9 protein-coding genes are annotated in these 13335 nt (G+C 67.9%); 4 read left to right on the top strand and 5 right to left on the bottom strand.

Translation table 11 applies throughout. The annotated features are described in order from the left end of the window. Positions 1-21: 21 nt before the first annotated feature. The 4 genes from StrepF001_RS14815 to StrepF001_RS14800 form a co-directional block, all read right to left on the bottom strand. Positions 22-1842 carry an IS481 family transposase gene (locus StrepF001_RS14815; RefSeq protein WP_129798701.1) on the bottom strand — a complete coding sequence of 607 codons (1821 nt, stop codon included), beginning with the start codon at positions 1840-1842 and terminating at the stop codon, positions 22-24. A gap of 595 nt (positions 1843-2437) precedes the next feature. Beyond that, complete coding sequence (locus StrepF001_RS14810) at positions 2438-3361, bottom strand: response regulator (RefSeq protein WP_165396274.1); 924 nt, start codon at positions 3359-3361, stop codon at positions 2438-2440. 123 nt (positions 3362-3484) lie between these two features. Further along, positions 3485-4723: an IS701 family transposase gene (locus tag StrepF001_RS14805; RefSeq protein WP_129798699.1), complete on the bottom strand. Its 1239-nt coding sequence runs from the start codon at positions 4721-4723 to the stop codon at positions 3485-3487. Between the two features lie 122 nt (positions 4724-4845). Further along, positions 4846-5220 (bottom strand): VOC family protein, encoded by a 375-nt coding sequence (locus tag StrepF001_RS14800; RefSeq protein WP_129798698.1) that lies wholly within the window; start codon positions 5218-5220, stop codon positions 4846-4848. A gap of 899 nt (positions 5221-6119) precedes the next feature. Here StrepF001_RS14800 and StrepF001_RS14795 point away from each other — a divergent pair. The 4 genes from StrepF001_RS14795 (at position 6120) to StrepF001_RS14780 (ending at position 11836) form a co-directional block, all read left to right on the top strand. After that, complete coding sequence (locus StrepF001_RS14795; RefSeq protein WP_129798697.1) at positions 6120-6452, top strand: trypco2 family protein; 333 nt, start codon at positions 6120-6122, stop codon at positions 6450-6452. A gap of 569 nt (positions 6453-7021) precedes the next feature. Further along, a complete protein-coding gene (locus StrepF001_RS14790; RefSeq protein WP_165396273.1) occupies positions 7022-9982 on the top strand; it encodes a tetratricopeptide repeat protein in 2961 nt (986 codons plus the stop codon). 397 nt (positions 9983-10379) lie between these two features. Then, positions 10380-10865 carry a DUF4265 domain-containing protein gene (locus StrepF001_RS14785; RefSeq protein WP_129798695.1) on the top strand — a complete coding sequence of 162 codons (486 nt, stop codon included), beginning with the start codon at positions 10380-10382 and terminating at the stop codon, positions 10863-10865. 503 nt (positions 10866-11368) lie between these two features. Further along, positions 11369-11836, top strand: a complete 468-nt coding sequence (locus StrepF001_RS14780) for a hypothetical protein (RefSeq protein WP_129798694.1) — start codon at positions 11369-11371, stop codon at positions 11834-11836. Here the strand turns inward: StrepF001_RS14780 and StrepF001_RS14775 are convergent. Further along, complete coding sequence (locus StrepF001_RS14775) at positions 11808-12749, bottom strand: IS5 family transposase (RefSeq protein WP_206306859.1); 942 nt, start codon at positions 12747-12749, stop codon at positions 11808-11810. The two genes, StrepF001_RS14780 and StrepF001_RS14775, sit on opposite strands and share 29 nt — an antisense overlap. Positions 12750-13335: the final 586 nt, after the last annotated feature.

The following is a 13335-nucleotide window of genomic DNA, read 5'->3' as shown; positions in this document are numbered from 1 at the left end:
AGGTGATGCTTGACGTTGGGCCTAGAGAACATGGGAAGCCCCGGGGGGCTTGTTGGCTTTCACGTTACGGACCGGGACGTCGGTGGTGCGCCGGATGACTCGGACCTGGCCGTCCAGGTCGACGGTGATCGTGGAGTCCGACACGTGCACGGTCACGGTCTGCCCTGCGTACGGGCGGCCGAGGGAGACGGTCTGGCGGCAGACCATGACTGTGCCCACCGCGCTGACCCGCCGCTGCACACGCACGGGCTCGATGCCCGGACGCGGCGGCGGTCCGGCCGGACGCAGGCCCCGCAGCCTGCGGACTTCCTCGCTGGTCAGCGGGTTGGGCCGGACCCGCAGCAGTTCCCGTGAGGACGGGTCGAAGAACGACAGTGTCTCGTCGTCGATCCGGATACCCACCTGGCGGCCTCCGAGGATCTCCGCCGCCAGCACCTGGTGCCCGCCCAGGCCCACCAGGCCGCTGTTGTTCACGACCCGGTCCACCTCGAACGCCGCCCGGTCGCCGACCGGAAGCGGCGGTGGTCCGGCCGCACGACCGCCCCGGGCAGCCAGCCGACCCAGATCCGCCACCGACAAATGCGACCGCACGGTCTTGATCCGTGCTCCCGCGATCAGCAGATGGATCACCGAGGTGTCGGCCCAGAAGGTCACCGTCAGCCCTGAGCGGGCCGGTCCGAGCCAGAACTGTTTGCCCGCGACCTGCAGATTCCCACTCGCAGGCACCACCCGCTCGAACTCCACCGGCCCACCGGGCTCCACCGGCACCGCTGCCGGGACCAGCTCGGGCAGGCCGGCCGGCACGGGCGTCTCTTCGGCCGGATCCGGCTCCGCAGGAGGTGTCCGCTGCTGCGGCACCAGCGCGAGCACTCCGGGCACCCTCAGGCCCAGTACGTCCCGCTCCTGCTCGGGCACCGGGGTGAACCGGTCGGCAGGAGACTGCATGTCCAGCGCCTGATGCGGACGCATCGAGTTGTAGTCCTCAACCCACGCATCCAGCGCTGCCTGAGCCGCCCCGATGCTCTCGAACGCGCCGCAGTCGTCGAGAAGTTCACGCCGCAGCGTCTGATGGAACCGCTCGACCTTGCCCGTCGTGGTCGGCGAAGCCGGCTGGGTGAGCCGGTGCGCAATCCCGTTCTCCCGGCAGATCCGGTCGAACAGCACCTCACCGCCCTGCCCGAACCGGTCGGTGAACTGCTTGCCGTTGTCCGTGAGCACCTCCTCCGGCACCCCGAACACCTGCAGAGCCCGGGCGAACGCCGCACACACCGCCCGCCCGGTCGCCCGCTCCACCACCGACGCGATCACGCAATACCGGGAATGGTCATCCACCCCGGTCACGACCTTCGCCTCGGACAACTCCCCGGTCACCGGGTCGACGAGCATCACCCCGCCGACGATGTCCATCTGCCACAACTGCATCGGCCGATCCCGCTGCCAGCGCTTGTAATCCGACCGCTTCCTCCGCCGCACCCCCGGCTCCACCAGCCCATGACGGACCAGGATCCGATACACCGTCATCCGCGACGGCACCGGCGTGACTGTCCCGGACCGCTCCAGCACATGAGCGATCCGCCGCGGACCCCACCGAGGATGTGCACGCCGCAGCTCACACACGGCCGCCTCCACCTCGGCAGATGCCCGATGCGGACACGAGACCGGCCTGCGCGAACGGTCCGCCAGACCCGCCAGACCGGAGGCGGCATACCGCGACTTCCACCCGCTGACCGTCTGCCGCGACACCCCCAACCGGGCGGCGACCTCTGTCACCGTCGCACCCGCCAGCACCGCCAGGACAGCCCGGTATCTCTGCTCGACAACCGACAACTCCACCAGCGCCAATCCCGGCCTCCCCACACGCGCCGCAACGACGCGCACAGAAAAGCCGATCACGGCCACTGTCAACCATCAGCTGGGACCGAACTGTCAAGCATCACCCGGGATCGGACACAGGCACAGCAACCGACTGAGTTACAACCTTCTTCACGGGTTCAAGCCCCGGCTGCGCTCCGCTCCGCCGGGCGCGCTTCCCGGCTTTGGCTGCGCCCGCGCTCCTGCCTTCGGCCCGCTCGGCGCTGCCGCCGCCGACGCGCGCCCACATGTGGATAGGGCCGGAGGCCGTGAGTCGATCACCGCATAGCGCGGCAACGCTCAAAGCAGTGCCTCCGGCGGGGGCGCTCAGGCTCCGAGATGGCGGGGGCACCGTTCGCGAGTGCCGGCGGAGTAGTGGCGTGCGCGGGGAGCTCCCATCCCGTCTGCCATCGCCCCAGGCAGAGCCGAGCAGACGCGGCCCATGGCGTCCAGGTCGTTCGTACAGTGGCGCGCTCCACCTGGACGCCATGAACCACGCCCGCTCCACGGTGTGTGGTCGAGCAGACGGGATGGAGCTGGGAAGGGCAGAAGCAGGTCACTTACAGCGGGTGTCTTTTCCGTGACACTATTCGAATGTACTCTCTATGGCTCTACGCCTCTGCGCTTGCCAGTGCAGTTCGATAAAAACAGCAACTTTTGCTCGCAAGACCCAGGGGTCAACAGGCTTAGAGATATAGTCGACGGCTCCAGCCGCATATCCCCGGAAAGTGTAATGCGGCCCATGCTTCTCGGCAGTGAGAAAAATGATAGGAGTATGACGAGTTCGTATCCGACGCTTGACGTGCGCGGCTACCTCAAAGCCATCCATACCTCGATCCATCTCCGCAGACAAAAGGATTAGAGCTACGTCGTCGATTGAGTTGAGGACACTCAGCGCCTGCTCGCCCGAGCTAGCCTCGAATAGGTCCTGATTAATCGGTTCGAGGATTGATCGCAGAGTCGCAAGATTTTCAGGCTTACTGTCAACCAGCAGGACCCTTGCGGCTTTCGCTTGGGAGCTCCACTCGCCGCTCGCGCCTTCCTCGTCGATGGCGGCCAGTTGCCGTTCCAGCAGTTCACAGCGCTGCTCAGCTTGAAGGTTACGCCTATTGGCTTCCTGAAGCTGTCTTTCAAGCTGTCGGATAGTAGACATGAGCCGATCGCGCTCTGACGCTAGATCGGCGAATTGCGTCTGGTAATCCTCCACCTCAGCTGTCAGCTCTCGAACTTGTCGGTTTCTATCCGCCTCTACATAACTGATCTGCACTTGCAATTCGGCGATGCGCCGCTGGCGCTCCTGCAACGCCTCAGTGAGCACCTGCCGCTCGACAATCGCCGAACGAGCTTCTCGATCCGCTTCGGCAAGCTGATCCTGCAGGAGCAGGATTGCATGGGCAGGTGCATTACTAACCCTCAGTGCATTGCGATGCATATCTTTGAGGACTGCGATAGCCTCTGGAGTTGGTGCACTTCCTCGAACCTCAGAAACATCATTCAGTAGGTCGATCATGAAATCCCAGGATGGAATCCTCGCACCACTCATATAACGAGAGACGGCTCCAGGGTCGCGACTACGTCGGGCGGCGTAGCGGCGCACTGAGACGTCTAGTACTCCAGCTGTAGATCGTGATCTTCATGTCTGGGATGCGGCTTGTCGCCGGTAATGACTGGCTCGTGATCGCGCCTGGTGGCGGCGCCGCCAGGCGGACCAGCTGAGCCGGTGGGCCGGGCCGTGATCGAGTCGGACAGCGACGGCGATGAACAGGCGCTGGATCTCGTTGCAGGTCAGCGGGATCAGGTCGTCCGGCGTGGGGCAGTGTTCGTGTTCGCTGGCGCGGACGACGACGAGGAAGGCGTGGGCGAGCATGGCGAGGGTGACCCAGCGGATCCAGGAGGGGTAGCGGCGGACCTGGTGCTCATCCAGTCCGGCCAGCCCTTTCTCGCTTTGGAAGGTCTCCTCCACCCGCCATCTGGAACCTGCGACCTTGACCAGGGTGGCCAGGGATGCCGGCGTGGTGGAGTGACAGCGGTAGTAGGCGAGTTCGCCGGTGGTGCGGTTGCGGCGGATCAGCAGCTGATGGCCGCCCGGTGCCGGGTCGGTGAGGTCGATGACGGCCCAGTCGTAGAACCGCTGTCCCTTCGCACCGCGTCCGGCCGAGAGCTTCTGCCAGGCCCGCTTGGGCACCTTCTTCGCCAGGGCATCTGCGCGGAACGTGCCCGCGCCGGTGGCCACTTCGGCCGAGCAGGCCACCGCGAGGACGTAACCGATGCCGCGTCTCTCCAACGCCGCCCGCAGTTTCGGGTTGCCGCCGTAGACCTCGTCACCCGTGACCCAGCCCACGTGGTGTCCGGCGTCCAGGAACCGTTCGATCATTATTCGGGCCAGTTCCGGCTTGGTCGCGAAGACGGTGTCCTCGCCGAGCCCTGCCGCCCGACAGCGGTCCGGGTCGCACGTCCACGAGCGCGGGATGTACAGCTCCCGGTCCACCGCCGCGTGCCCGCGCGCGCCCGCGTAGACAAGGTAGACCGCGACCTGGGAGTTCTCGATCCGTCCGGCCGTTCCGGTGTACTGGCGCTGGACACCGACGGTGCGGGTGCCCTTCTTCACGTCCCCGGTCTCGTCCACGACCAGCACCGCGGCCTCGTCATGGAGGTGCTCGACGACGTATTCGCGCACGTCGTCACGGACGGCATCGGCGTCCCAGGAAGCCCGGGACAGCAGATGCTGCATGCCGTGCGGGCTGGTCTCCCCGGCCCACTCCGCGATGGTCCAGCAATTCTTGCGCGGCAGGTCCGACAGCAGACCCAGTACCAACCGTCCCGCCCGCAGGCGGGGTTCGTACCGCGCGAAGCGGCCCGCGATCCGTCCCATGGCCACCTCGAACGCCTCCCGCCAACGGGCGGGATCTATGCTGTGACCTACGGCCACCGTCTCTTCGTAAGTCCACACAACTCACGATGATCAACGGTGGCCGCACCCCTGCGTGTCTCCTGTCAGTGCCGGACGAGACAGAACGGGTGACCTGCCGGATCCGCGAAGATGCGCCAACTCCGCTTTCCGTCCCCCTCATCGAGCAGTGAGGCGCCCAGACTGAGGACGTCTTCCTGAGCTTGGTCCAGGTCCTTGACCCCCAGGTCGAGGTGGAACTGCTGAGGCCGTGCGGGATCCGGCCACCGCGGTGGCTGATGGACTTCCACCCGCTGGAAGGCCAGCACGAGCCCGTCCGTGTGGAGCGTCGCCCAGCCCTCGCCGAGCGACCATCGCGGATCCGGCTGGTTCACCACGCCACCGAGAAGCGACTGGTAGAACCGGGACAACTCAACGACATCGGCACAGTCCAACACCACACACTGCAGCTTGGCGATCATGCAGGGCAGCGTAGAGCAGCACCGCGCACCGGCCTCAAGCGAGCCTGATCACGATCTACAGCTGGAGTACTAGGCTCGCGAACAGATCCCGCAGAGCCCCGCACAGCGCACGCACTTCGGAAGGTAGCCCCTCTGCAAGGGGCAGCAAGTCCCCCACTCACGCCTCCCCAAAACAACGTTGCCGAATCTCCGGCAACACTGATGCACCTGGTGCAACGCCGAGCGCTGCAAGCACTGTTGACCCACCGCAACTCGGCGGACATGCAGAAAGGTACTGCGCAATGCCCTCGCGTCTACGGCGAATCGACTTGATCGTCTTCGTCTCGGTGCTTACGACTGGTGTGGGGCTCGTCATGGTCGACGTGCATCCCGAGGCCGTGGCGACCCTTGCTGTAGGGGTCGCGGGCCTCTACTCAGCCTGGGCCGGTGTCGGCCGCCAGACCGATGAATCCCCCAGGCAGGGAAACGAGCGCTAGCGGATCAGAAGGTCCCGTGCCCCAACCGTGCCCGATCGAACGGGGAACACCGGGGAACGACGGTCACTCACGGGCAGCGAGCAGAACGACAGCCCCTGACCAATTTACCTGGTCAGGGGCTGTCAGGCTGCGGTGGGTGTGGGATTTGAACCCACGGTGACATCGCTGCCACGACGGTTTTCAAGATCGTCGGCGGCGCGCTTTGCCCATTGAGTTCCACCGACCGGGGCAGTACGAGGCACTCACTCCACATCCGTAGCGTTAGCACGCGATCAGGTGTGACGCGCTATCGGACTGTTTCGATCGTTTGTTGTCGTGGGGGGTGGTGCGGGAACTTGCCGACTGGTGGCAGTCGTCTGGGTGGGTGCACTGTCTGGTGAGGACGGTGGCTTGTGCGACGTGGAGTGAGCGGGAGGGGTACGGGTGGCTGAAGAGATCGGGATCGCGGAGGCTGTGGAGCATCTGCGGGCGGAGTTGGCAGCTGCGGCGGCCGGCAGTGGCAGCGGTCCGCGGTTCGAGGTGGGGCCAGTGGAGCTGGAGTTCTCGGTGGAGATGCGCAAGGAGGGCAAGGGCAAGACGGGCGTGAAGGCGTGGGTGGTGTCGGCGGACGCTGAGGCGTTGGTGTCGAAGGCGTCGGTGCACCGGGTGAAGCTGGTGCTGACGCCGAAGGACACCGCGACCAGGGGCGCCTATCACGTGAACACCGACCAGCCGGATGCGACGGGCGAGTTGCTCGGATCCCGCTTCGGCGAGTAACCAGCACAAACTCACGCGCCGCGGGTGCTGGCCCGTGGGCTGGGGATCTGGACCTGGATGCAGGGTCGGGGAGGGTCGGGCAGGGTGGACAGGGCGCGGGCCGGTGGTGCGTTCCGGAGTGCGCTGGGGTCGGGTATGTGCTGGGCGGGCGGCTGGTGCTGACTGCCGCGCATGTGCTCAAGGATCCTGCGCAGTCGGTGCAACTGCCCGGCCGGGCCGGCGGGTGCCTTGTCGGGTGGTGTGGCACCGGTTCGAGGACGGCCGCAGGGGTGGGATGCGGCACTGCTGCTGGCCGCGGAGGATCTGTCGACAGGTCGTTGCCCGCCGTGCGGTGGGGGCGGTTGGTGACCCTGCAGCCCTGTCCCGCGCAGGCCCTGGGCTATCCGGTGGTGGGGCAGGCTGGCGGGGATGCAGTGGCGTGTGCGCAGCGTGTGGGCGGGTGCTGCCGGGAAGCGGCCGGGACCGGGACCGCTACGTCCTGGCCGGGGACATGGGGCCGAACCGCGCGAGGGGGCGTCGCCGTGGGCGGCATGTCGGGGGCGGCCTTGTGGTGCGCCAGCACACAGGGGATGGCGCCGCTGCTGACCGGGGTGGTGGCCGGTGATCCGCCCGGCTGGAGCCACACCCAGCTGGAGGCCGTGCCCGCCTACGTGCTCGCGTCGGATCCGGTGGTGCGCAAGCTGGTCGAGGAGTACACCGGGCGGGCGATGCTGCTGGAGCCAGCCGACTTGCAGCACGTCACCGACCGCATCGCCACCCCCCGCCCGCCGCGTTCCCCAGCCGATCTGCTGCGCCCGGAGCAGGCGGTGGTGTCCTTCATGGGCCGCGACGACCTCCTTAAGGATCTGACCCACTGGTGCCAAGCCCCGGAGCATGAGCAGCCCGGCCCCGACGACGTGGGGCCGGGAGGGATCTGGGGGTGGGACGAGAGCCTGGTGCGGGCGCGGCTGCTGACCGGTGCGGGCGGTGCGGGCAAGACCCGGCTCGCCGCTGAACTCGCCGCCCGGATGTCGGGCCAGGGCTGGACCGCGATCCGCCTGACCACCGACATCACGGTGGCGCTGGACGTCCTGTCCCAGGTGCGCCGGCCGCTGCTGGTCGTCGTCGACTACGCCGAAACCCGCGCACTCCAGCTCCATGCCCTGCTGGAGGCGGTCGACCACGACCAGGTCACTAGCCCGGTGCGTGTTCTGGCCCTGGCCCGCGCCGCGGGCGACTGGTGGACCCGGGCCACCGAACACCCCCACAGCCAGGCCCTGGCCAGCGCCACCGTCACACCGGTCCCCGCCCTGCACCACACCCCCCACCACCGCGGCACCGCCTATCAGCAGGCCGTTGGTGATTTCAGCACCCGGCTGCACCGGCTCTTTCCCGCCATCGACTGGGCGGCCCTGCTGCCCGCCGTTATCGCCCCGGCCGCACGGCCTGTACTGACCGGAGACGAGTTCGACACCCCGCTGTCGGTGCAGATGGCCGCTCTCCTCGCCCTGTTGGAGGCCACCGGCACCCCTCAGCCCACTGGTCGATCCGCCTCGCTGGAAGGCCGGCTCCTGGGACACGAACGTACCTACTGGGACAAGACCGCCAACAGCCCGGAACGAGGCTTGAGCGGGGAACGCAGCGGCACCGAAACCCGCGCTCTCGCCGTCGCCCTGGCCTGCCTGGTCCCCGCAACCGACCGCGACCACGCCCGAACCCTCCTGACCCACCTACCTGGCCTGAAGGACGACAGTGCGGCCGCCGTGCGGGGGGCGCTGGCCACCTGGCTCAAGGATCTGTACCCCGCCCCGGCAGGATCCGAGTGGGGCAGCCTCCAGCCCGACCGGATCGCCGAATACCACCTCGGCACCGAGGCGGGCCGCGAACCGGCCCTGTTCACCCGCATCCTGACCTCCCTCGCCGACACGCAGGCCACGCAGGCCCTGACCGTCCTGGCGCGTACCGGACAGCACCCCCATCACCGCGATGTGATCAGCCGCATCCTGTGCCAGGCCGTCACCACCGCCCCAGCGGTGCTGGGACCGGCCGCCCTGACCACCGCGACCCGCACACCCCACCCCGCACCCTTGATCGCGGCCCTGACGGAGCTGACCCGCACCACGCAGGACATCACCCTGCTGCACCTCCTGAGCGACCAGCAACCGGATGCCACCCTGGCCCTGAGCGAGTGGGCCGCCGACCTCAGCACGGCTCTGGTCAAGCACCACGACACACACGATCCCGACCTGCCCACCCTCGCCATGGCGCTGAACAACCAGTCCGTTCGTCTGGCCGGCGTGGGGCGGCGGGAGGAGGCCCTGGACGCCGTCACCCGCGCCGTCGAGATCCGCCAGACCCTGGCCGAACAGCGGCCCGACGCCTTCCTCCCCGACCTCGCCAGTGCGCTGAACAACCAGTCCGTTCGTCTGGCGGATCTGGGGCGGCGGGAGGAGGCCCTGGACGCCGTCACCCGCGCCGTCGAGATCTACCAGACCCTGGCCGAACAGCGGCCCGACGCCTTCCTCCCCGACCTCGCCAGTGCGCTGAACAACCAGTCCGTTCGTCTGGCGGGCGTGGGGCGGCGGGAGGAGGCCCTGGACGCCGTCACCCGCGCCGTCGAGATCTACCAGACCCTGGCCGAACAGCGGCCCGACGCCTTCCTCCCCAAACTTGCCGGCTCGCTGAACAACCAGTCGAACCGTCTGTCGGATCTGGGGCGGCGGGAGGAGGCCCTGGACGCCGTCACCCGCGCCGTCGAGATCTACCAGACCCTGGCCGAACAGCGGCCCGACGCCTTCCTCCCCGACCTCGCCACCTCGCTGAACAACCAGTCGAACCGTCTGTCGGATCTGGGGCGGCGGGAGGAGGCCCTGGACGCCGTCACCCGCGCCGTCGAGATCTACCAGACCCTGGCCGAACAGTGGCCCGACGCCTTCCTCCCCGACCTCGCCACCTCGCTGAACAACCAGTCCGCCCATCTGGCGGACCTGGGGCGGCGGGAGGAGGCCCTGGACGCCATCACCCGCGCCGTCGAGATCTACCAGCCCCTGGCCGAACAGCGGCCCGACGCCTTCCTCCCCGACCTCGCCATGGCGCTGAACAACCAGTCGAACCGTCTGTCGGATCTGGGGCGGCGGGAGGAGGCCCTGGACGCCATCACCCGCGCCGTCGAGATCCGCGAAGCCCTGGCCGAACAGCGGCCCGACGCCTTCCTCCCCGACCTCGCCGGCTCGCTGAACAACCAGTCCGTTCGTCTGGCGGATCTGGGGCGGCGGGAGGAGGCCCTGGACGCCGTCACCCGCGCCGTCGAGATCCGCGAAGCCCTGGCCGAACAGTGGCCCGACGCCTTCCTCTCCGACCTCGCCGGCTCGCTGAACAACCAGTCCGCCGATCTGGCGGGCCTGGGGCGGCGGGAGGAGGCCCTGGACGCCATCACCCGCGCCGTCGAGATCCGCGAAGCCCTCGCCGAACAGCGGCCCGACGTGTTCACGGAAGACCTGGAGAGGGCACGGGAGCTAAGAGAACGCTTGAGGCAGCATCCAGAAGCCTGACCCGCAGCCAAGCTCCGCACCACAACCGCACCAGATCGAGTGGGGAATAGCGGGGAATCACGGTGAAAGCAGTCGGCCTGGGAAGGTCGCAGCGCAGTCGTTCGCCCATGTCAGCGCCCTGATCGGCCCAGAATGACCGCAGCTTCCCAAGCTGAGGGCTCAGGCACCGTCGTTACGGGTCGGTCGTCACGGCTTGCTCTGGTCGACAACACTGACAGCGTGGCGGAGGACGGTGGGCGTGCAGCGAGGCATACGCGCGCGTGATCGTTCGGGCGTCCTCGCCGTCGTGGCTGACTGTCGTCGGCTGAGGCACAGACGAACCGGCATCCAACTCTGAGCGGACGTCATCTGTCACCCACCTGCGGCCGGCGCGGCAGGGGTGTGCATTCTGGGCACCATGACGAACCCCGAAGGCCCGTACGTGAAGGTGCACTTTCGGCTTGAGATCGAGGACGACTGGCCTCCGGCGTCGGTGGAGAGCCTGTGGGCTATCGACCAGGGCGACGGCACCGTGCAGCTCGACAACATCCCCTGGTTCGTTCGGGGCATTGCCTGCGGGGACATCGTGGCCACCGAGCCCGACGAGGAGGGCGTGCGATGGGCCGGCGAGGTGGTTCGGCGTTCCGAGAACTGCACCATCCGTCTCATCGTGTTCCGTGACGGCGGCTCTGGAGCTGCACGGCAGAGCGTGATCAACGCGTTTCACGAACTCGGAGTGTGCGGCGAGGGCATAGAACGGTTCGGCATGGTCGCCCTGGACGTCCCACCCAGCGCCGATCTCGTCAAGGTGCAAAGGCTGCTCAACCACGGTGTCGCCAAGGAGTGGTGGGACATGGAAGAGGGGTGCATCACCGCGCAGTGGCGGGCTGCTTCCGTCGGCTGAGGCCGTTCATGTGATCCACGGCTGGGCCGTCCCTGGGCCGTCCGAGGCCGCTCAACAGTAGCCAAGGACGACCAACGACGACCGCCAGGCGCACGAGCCCACTACCCCTGACTAGCAAAAACCCAGCTCACCAAGATCCCCGGCAAGACCCAGGGCAAGTAGAAGTAAGCGCCCGCATGGAATGCCCCCGACCTGCGAGTTCTTCACGGGCGGGGGCTTCTTGGCGGGGCAGGGCCGACGCTGGGCGGTCAGTTGCTCGGCCGGGTGGTCAGGCTTTGCCAGCCGGCCGCCACTCGTAGGCACCGGGTGATGTCTCCACGACCTCACGGGGGTAGATCTCGCGCACCCGTGCCAGCAGGTCGCGCTGCTCCCCAACCCATGCCTGAGACGCCATCCGCTTTCCGAACGTGATCTTTTGGTTCGGGGTGGGCGGGCATGAACTCCGTTCGGTGGCGGGAGAGATGAGCGTGTTCGTTGGCTCGTCTCGCTCGTGGAGGTGGCTGGTGTCGTCGGTGCTTGGTCTGCTGGAGGCCCGGGAGAAGAAGGTCCGGGAAGAGGTCGCGCGGTTGCGGGAGGAGGCTGAGCGAGTGCAGGCCGCGCTCAGGGAGGCAGAACGCACGCTTCAGCGGCTGGCGGATGCCCGGATCACAGTGGCCGAGGTACTGGCCGAGCCACCCTCCGCGGTTGCGGAGCCGGTGCGCAGCGCCGTGGCGGGGTCCCTGGTGCCGCACCGGACCGAGGGCATGGCGGCGTCGGTCCTCGCGCCGGACTACCAGCGGATTGTGTCGGTGCTGGAGTCGGAAGCGGGACAGGCGGGCATGCGCTGCCAGCAGCTGGCCACGGCTCTGGGGCTGGAGGCGGTCCCTGCGAAGGTCGAGGGGCTGCGGTCGAAGGCGAAACGCCTGGTGGAGCGGGATGGGCCTCCAGGTGCGGCCCGGGTGTTCACCGCGCTCGCGGTTCCGGCCGGCTGAAGCCACCTCGGCGGCGTCCGGCCAGGCGACCGCTCATGAGCATGGTCATCGACCACAGCACCATGGCCTCGTGCATGGCGGGCAGCGTCTCGACATCGCGCACCAGGCGACGCGAGCGCATCAGCCAGCTCAGCGTTCTCTCCACCACCCACCTGCGCGGGAGCACCACGAAGCCCGTGGTGGTATCGGAGCGTTTGACGATGTCGAGGGTGAGCTGGAGCTTCTCGGCCGCCCAGTCGACGAGCCGGCCTGCATAGCCGCCGTCCGCCCAGACGAGGCGGACGGAGAAGTACAGCTTGCGCAGCCGTTCCAGCAGCGGCACTGCGGCGTCCCGGTCCTGCACGCTCGCCGCGGTCACCAACACCACCAGAACCAGGCCGAGGCAGTCGACCGCCAGGTGCCGCTTGCGGCCGCCCACCTTCTTCCCGCCGTCCCAACCGGATGTCGAGCGCGGGATGTTCGCCGCCGCCCGCAGTGACTGCGAGTCCACGATCGCCGCACTCGGGTCCACCGTGCGGCCCTCCTTCTGCCTGACGCGGTCCCGCAGCCGGTCGTGGAGCTCGGCGAGCAGGCCCGTCACCTGCCAGCGGCGGGCGAAGGCGTGCACCCGTCGATACGGTGGGAAGTCCGTGGGCAGGTTGGCCCACTTGACTCCGTTGTCGACGACGTAGCGGACTGCGTCGATCATCTGCCGGTGGCAGAAGCCCTCCGGCCGCCCGCCCCGCCCCTCCAGCCAGGCCGGGACCGGCAGCACCGCCCGGACGACCTGCCACTCCGCGTCCGTCATGTCGGAGACGTAGCACGGGGTGCGGTCCGGCCGGTCTGCAGCATTGCCGAACCTGTGCGCGAGGCAGTCACACGACGGGGAAGGCGAGTTGGACTCCACACCCGCGAGCGCGAAAGACTGCGACAACAGGGCCTCCTGGTGATCGGTTTGGTTCGCACCCCCGAGCTACCAAGAGGCCCTGCTGTCATGCGCCGGTTCTCGCGCGATCACCCGAACAGGAACCCTGTTCGACCAAACCAGCCCCGTGATCGATAAGCGGATGGCGTCTGAGGCGGTGCGAACAGCGGGATGGTGACAGTGACTCCAGACGACGGCTCGTCGTGAACAGACACCCAGAGCCCGCGGCTCTGGTCGGGCTTGAGCTTCATAGCGGGAGTCCGCCCGGATTCGAGCCACAACGCGAACTGACCGGACTCCAGAGTTGCCAAGGCAGCCTCCCAGTCCTCCAGGTCCTCGGGGAGGAGCGTCACGGTGAGCCGAAGCTCAGGAGTTGTCACCGGCGAAGCCGGATGAGCTGGCGAATGGAACCGGTCGAAGCAGCCTGGTTGTCACAGGCGAGGCACACTGCTTGTCACAAGATCCCGACCGGACCGTCCCGCCGCAGCTCGCCGGGCCGGGCACTCGGTCGGCGGCATCTCTTCCGCGCTCAACTGCTGCCGTTTCCCATGCTTCGCGTTGGCAGCGGAGAGCGAGGAAGAGGTGCCACTTGACG

Origin of the sequence: Streptomyces sp. F001 (assembly GCF_004187715.1) — a bacterium.
GTDB classification, from domain to species: Bacteria; Actinomycetota; Actinomycetes; order Streptomycetales; family Streptomycetaceae; genus Streptomyces; species Streptomyces flavusporus.
The sequence above is the reverse complement of the archived record's forward strand: the minus strand, read 5'-3'. Positions and strand labels throughout refer to the sequence as shown.

What these genes read in the sequence shown, in the direction of transcription:
- StrepF001_RS14810 (WP_165396274.1), bottom strand. Translation starts at nt 3,361, where the DNA reads ATGATCGACCTACTGAATGATGTTTCTGAGGTTCGAGGAAGTGCACCA.
- StrepF001_RS14805 (WP_129798699.1), bottom strand. Translation starts at nt 4,723, where the DNA reads ATGGGACGGATCGCGGGCCGCTTCGCGCGGTACGAACCCCGCCTGCGG.
- StrepF001_RS14800 (WP_129798698.1), bottom strand. Translation starts at nt 5,220, where the DNA reads ATGATCGCCAAGCTGCAGTGTGTGGTGTTGGACTGTGCCGATGTCGTT.
- StrepF001_RS14790 (WP_165396273.1), top strand. Translation starts at nt 7,022, where the DNA reads ATGGCGCCGCTGCTGACCGGGGTGGTGGCCGGTGATCCGCCCGGCTGG.
- StrepF001_RS14785 (WP_129798695.1), top strand. Translation starts at nt 10,380, where the DNA reads ATGACGAACCCCGAAGGCCCGTACGTGAAGGTGCACTTTCGGCTTGAG.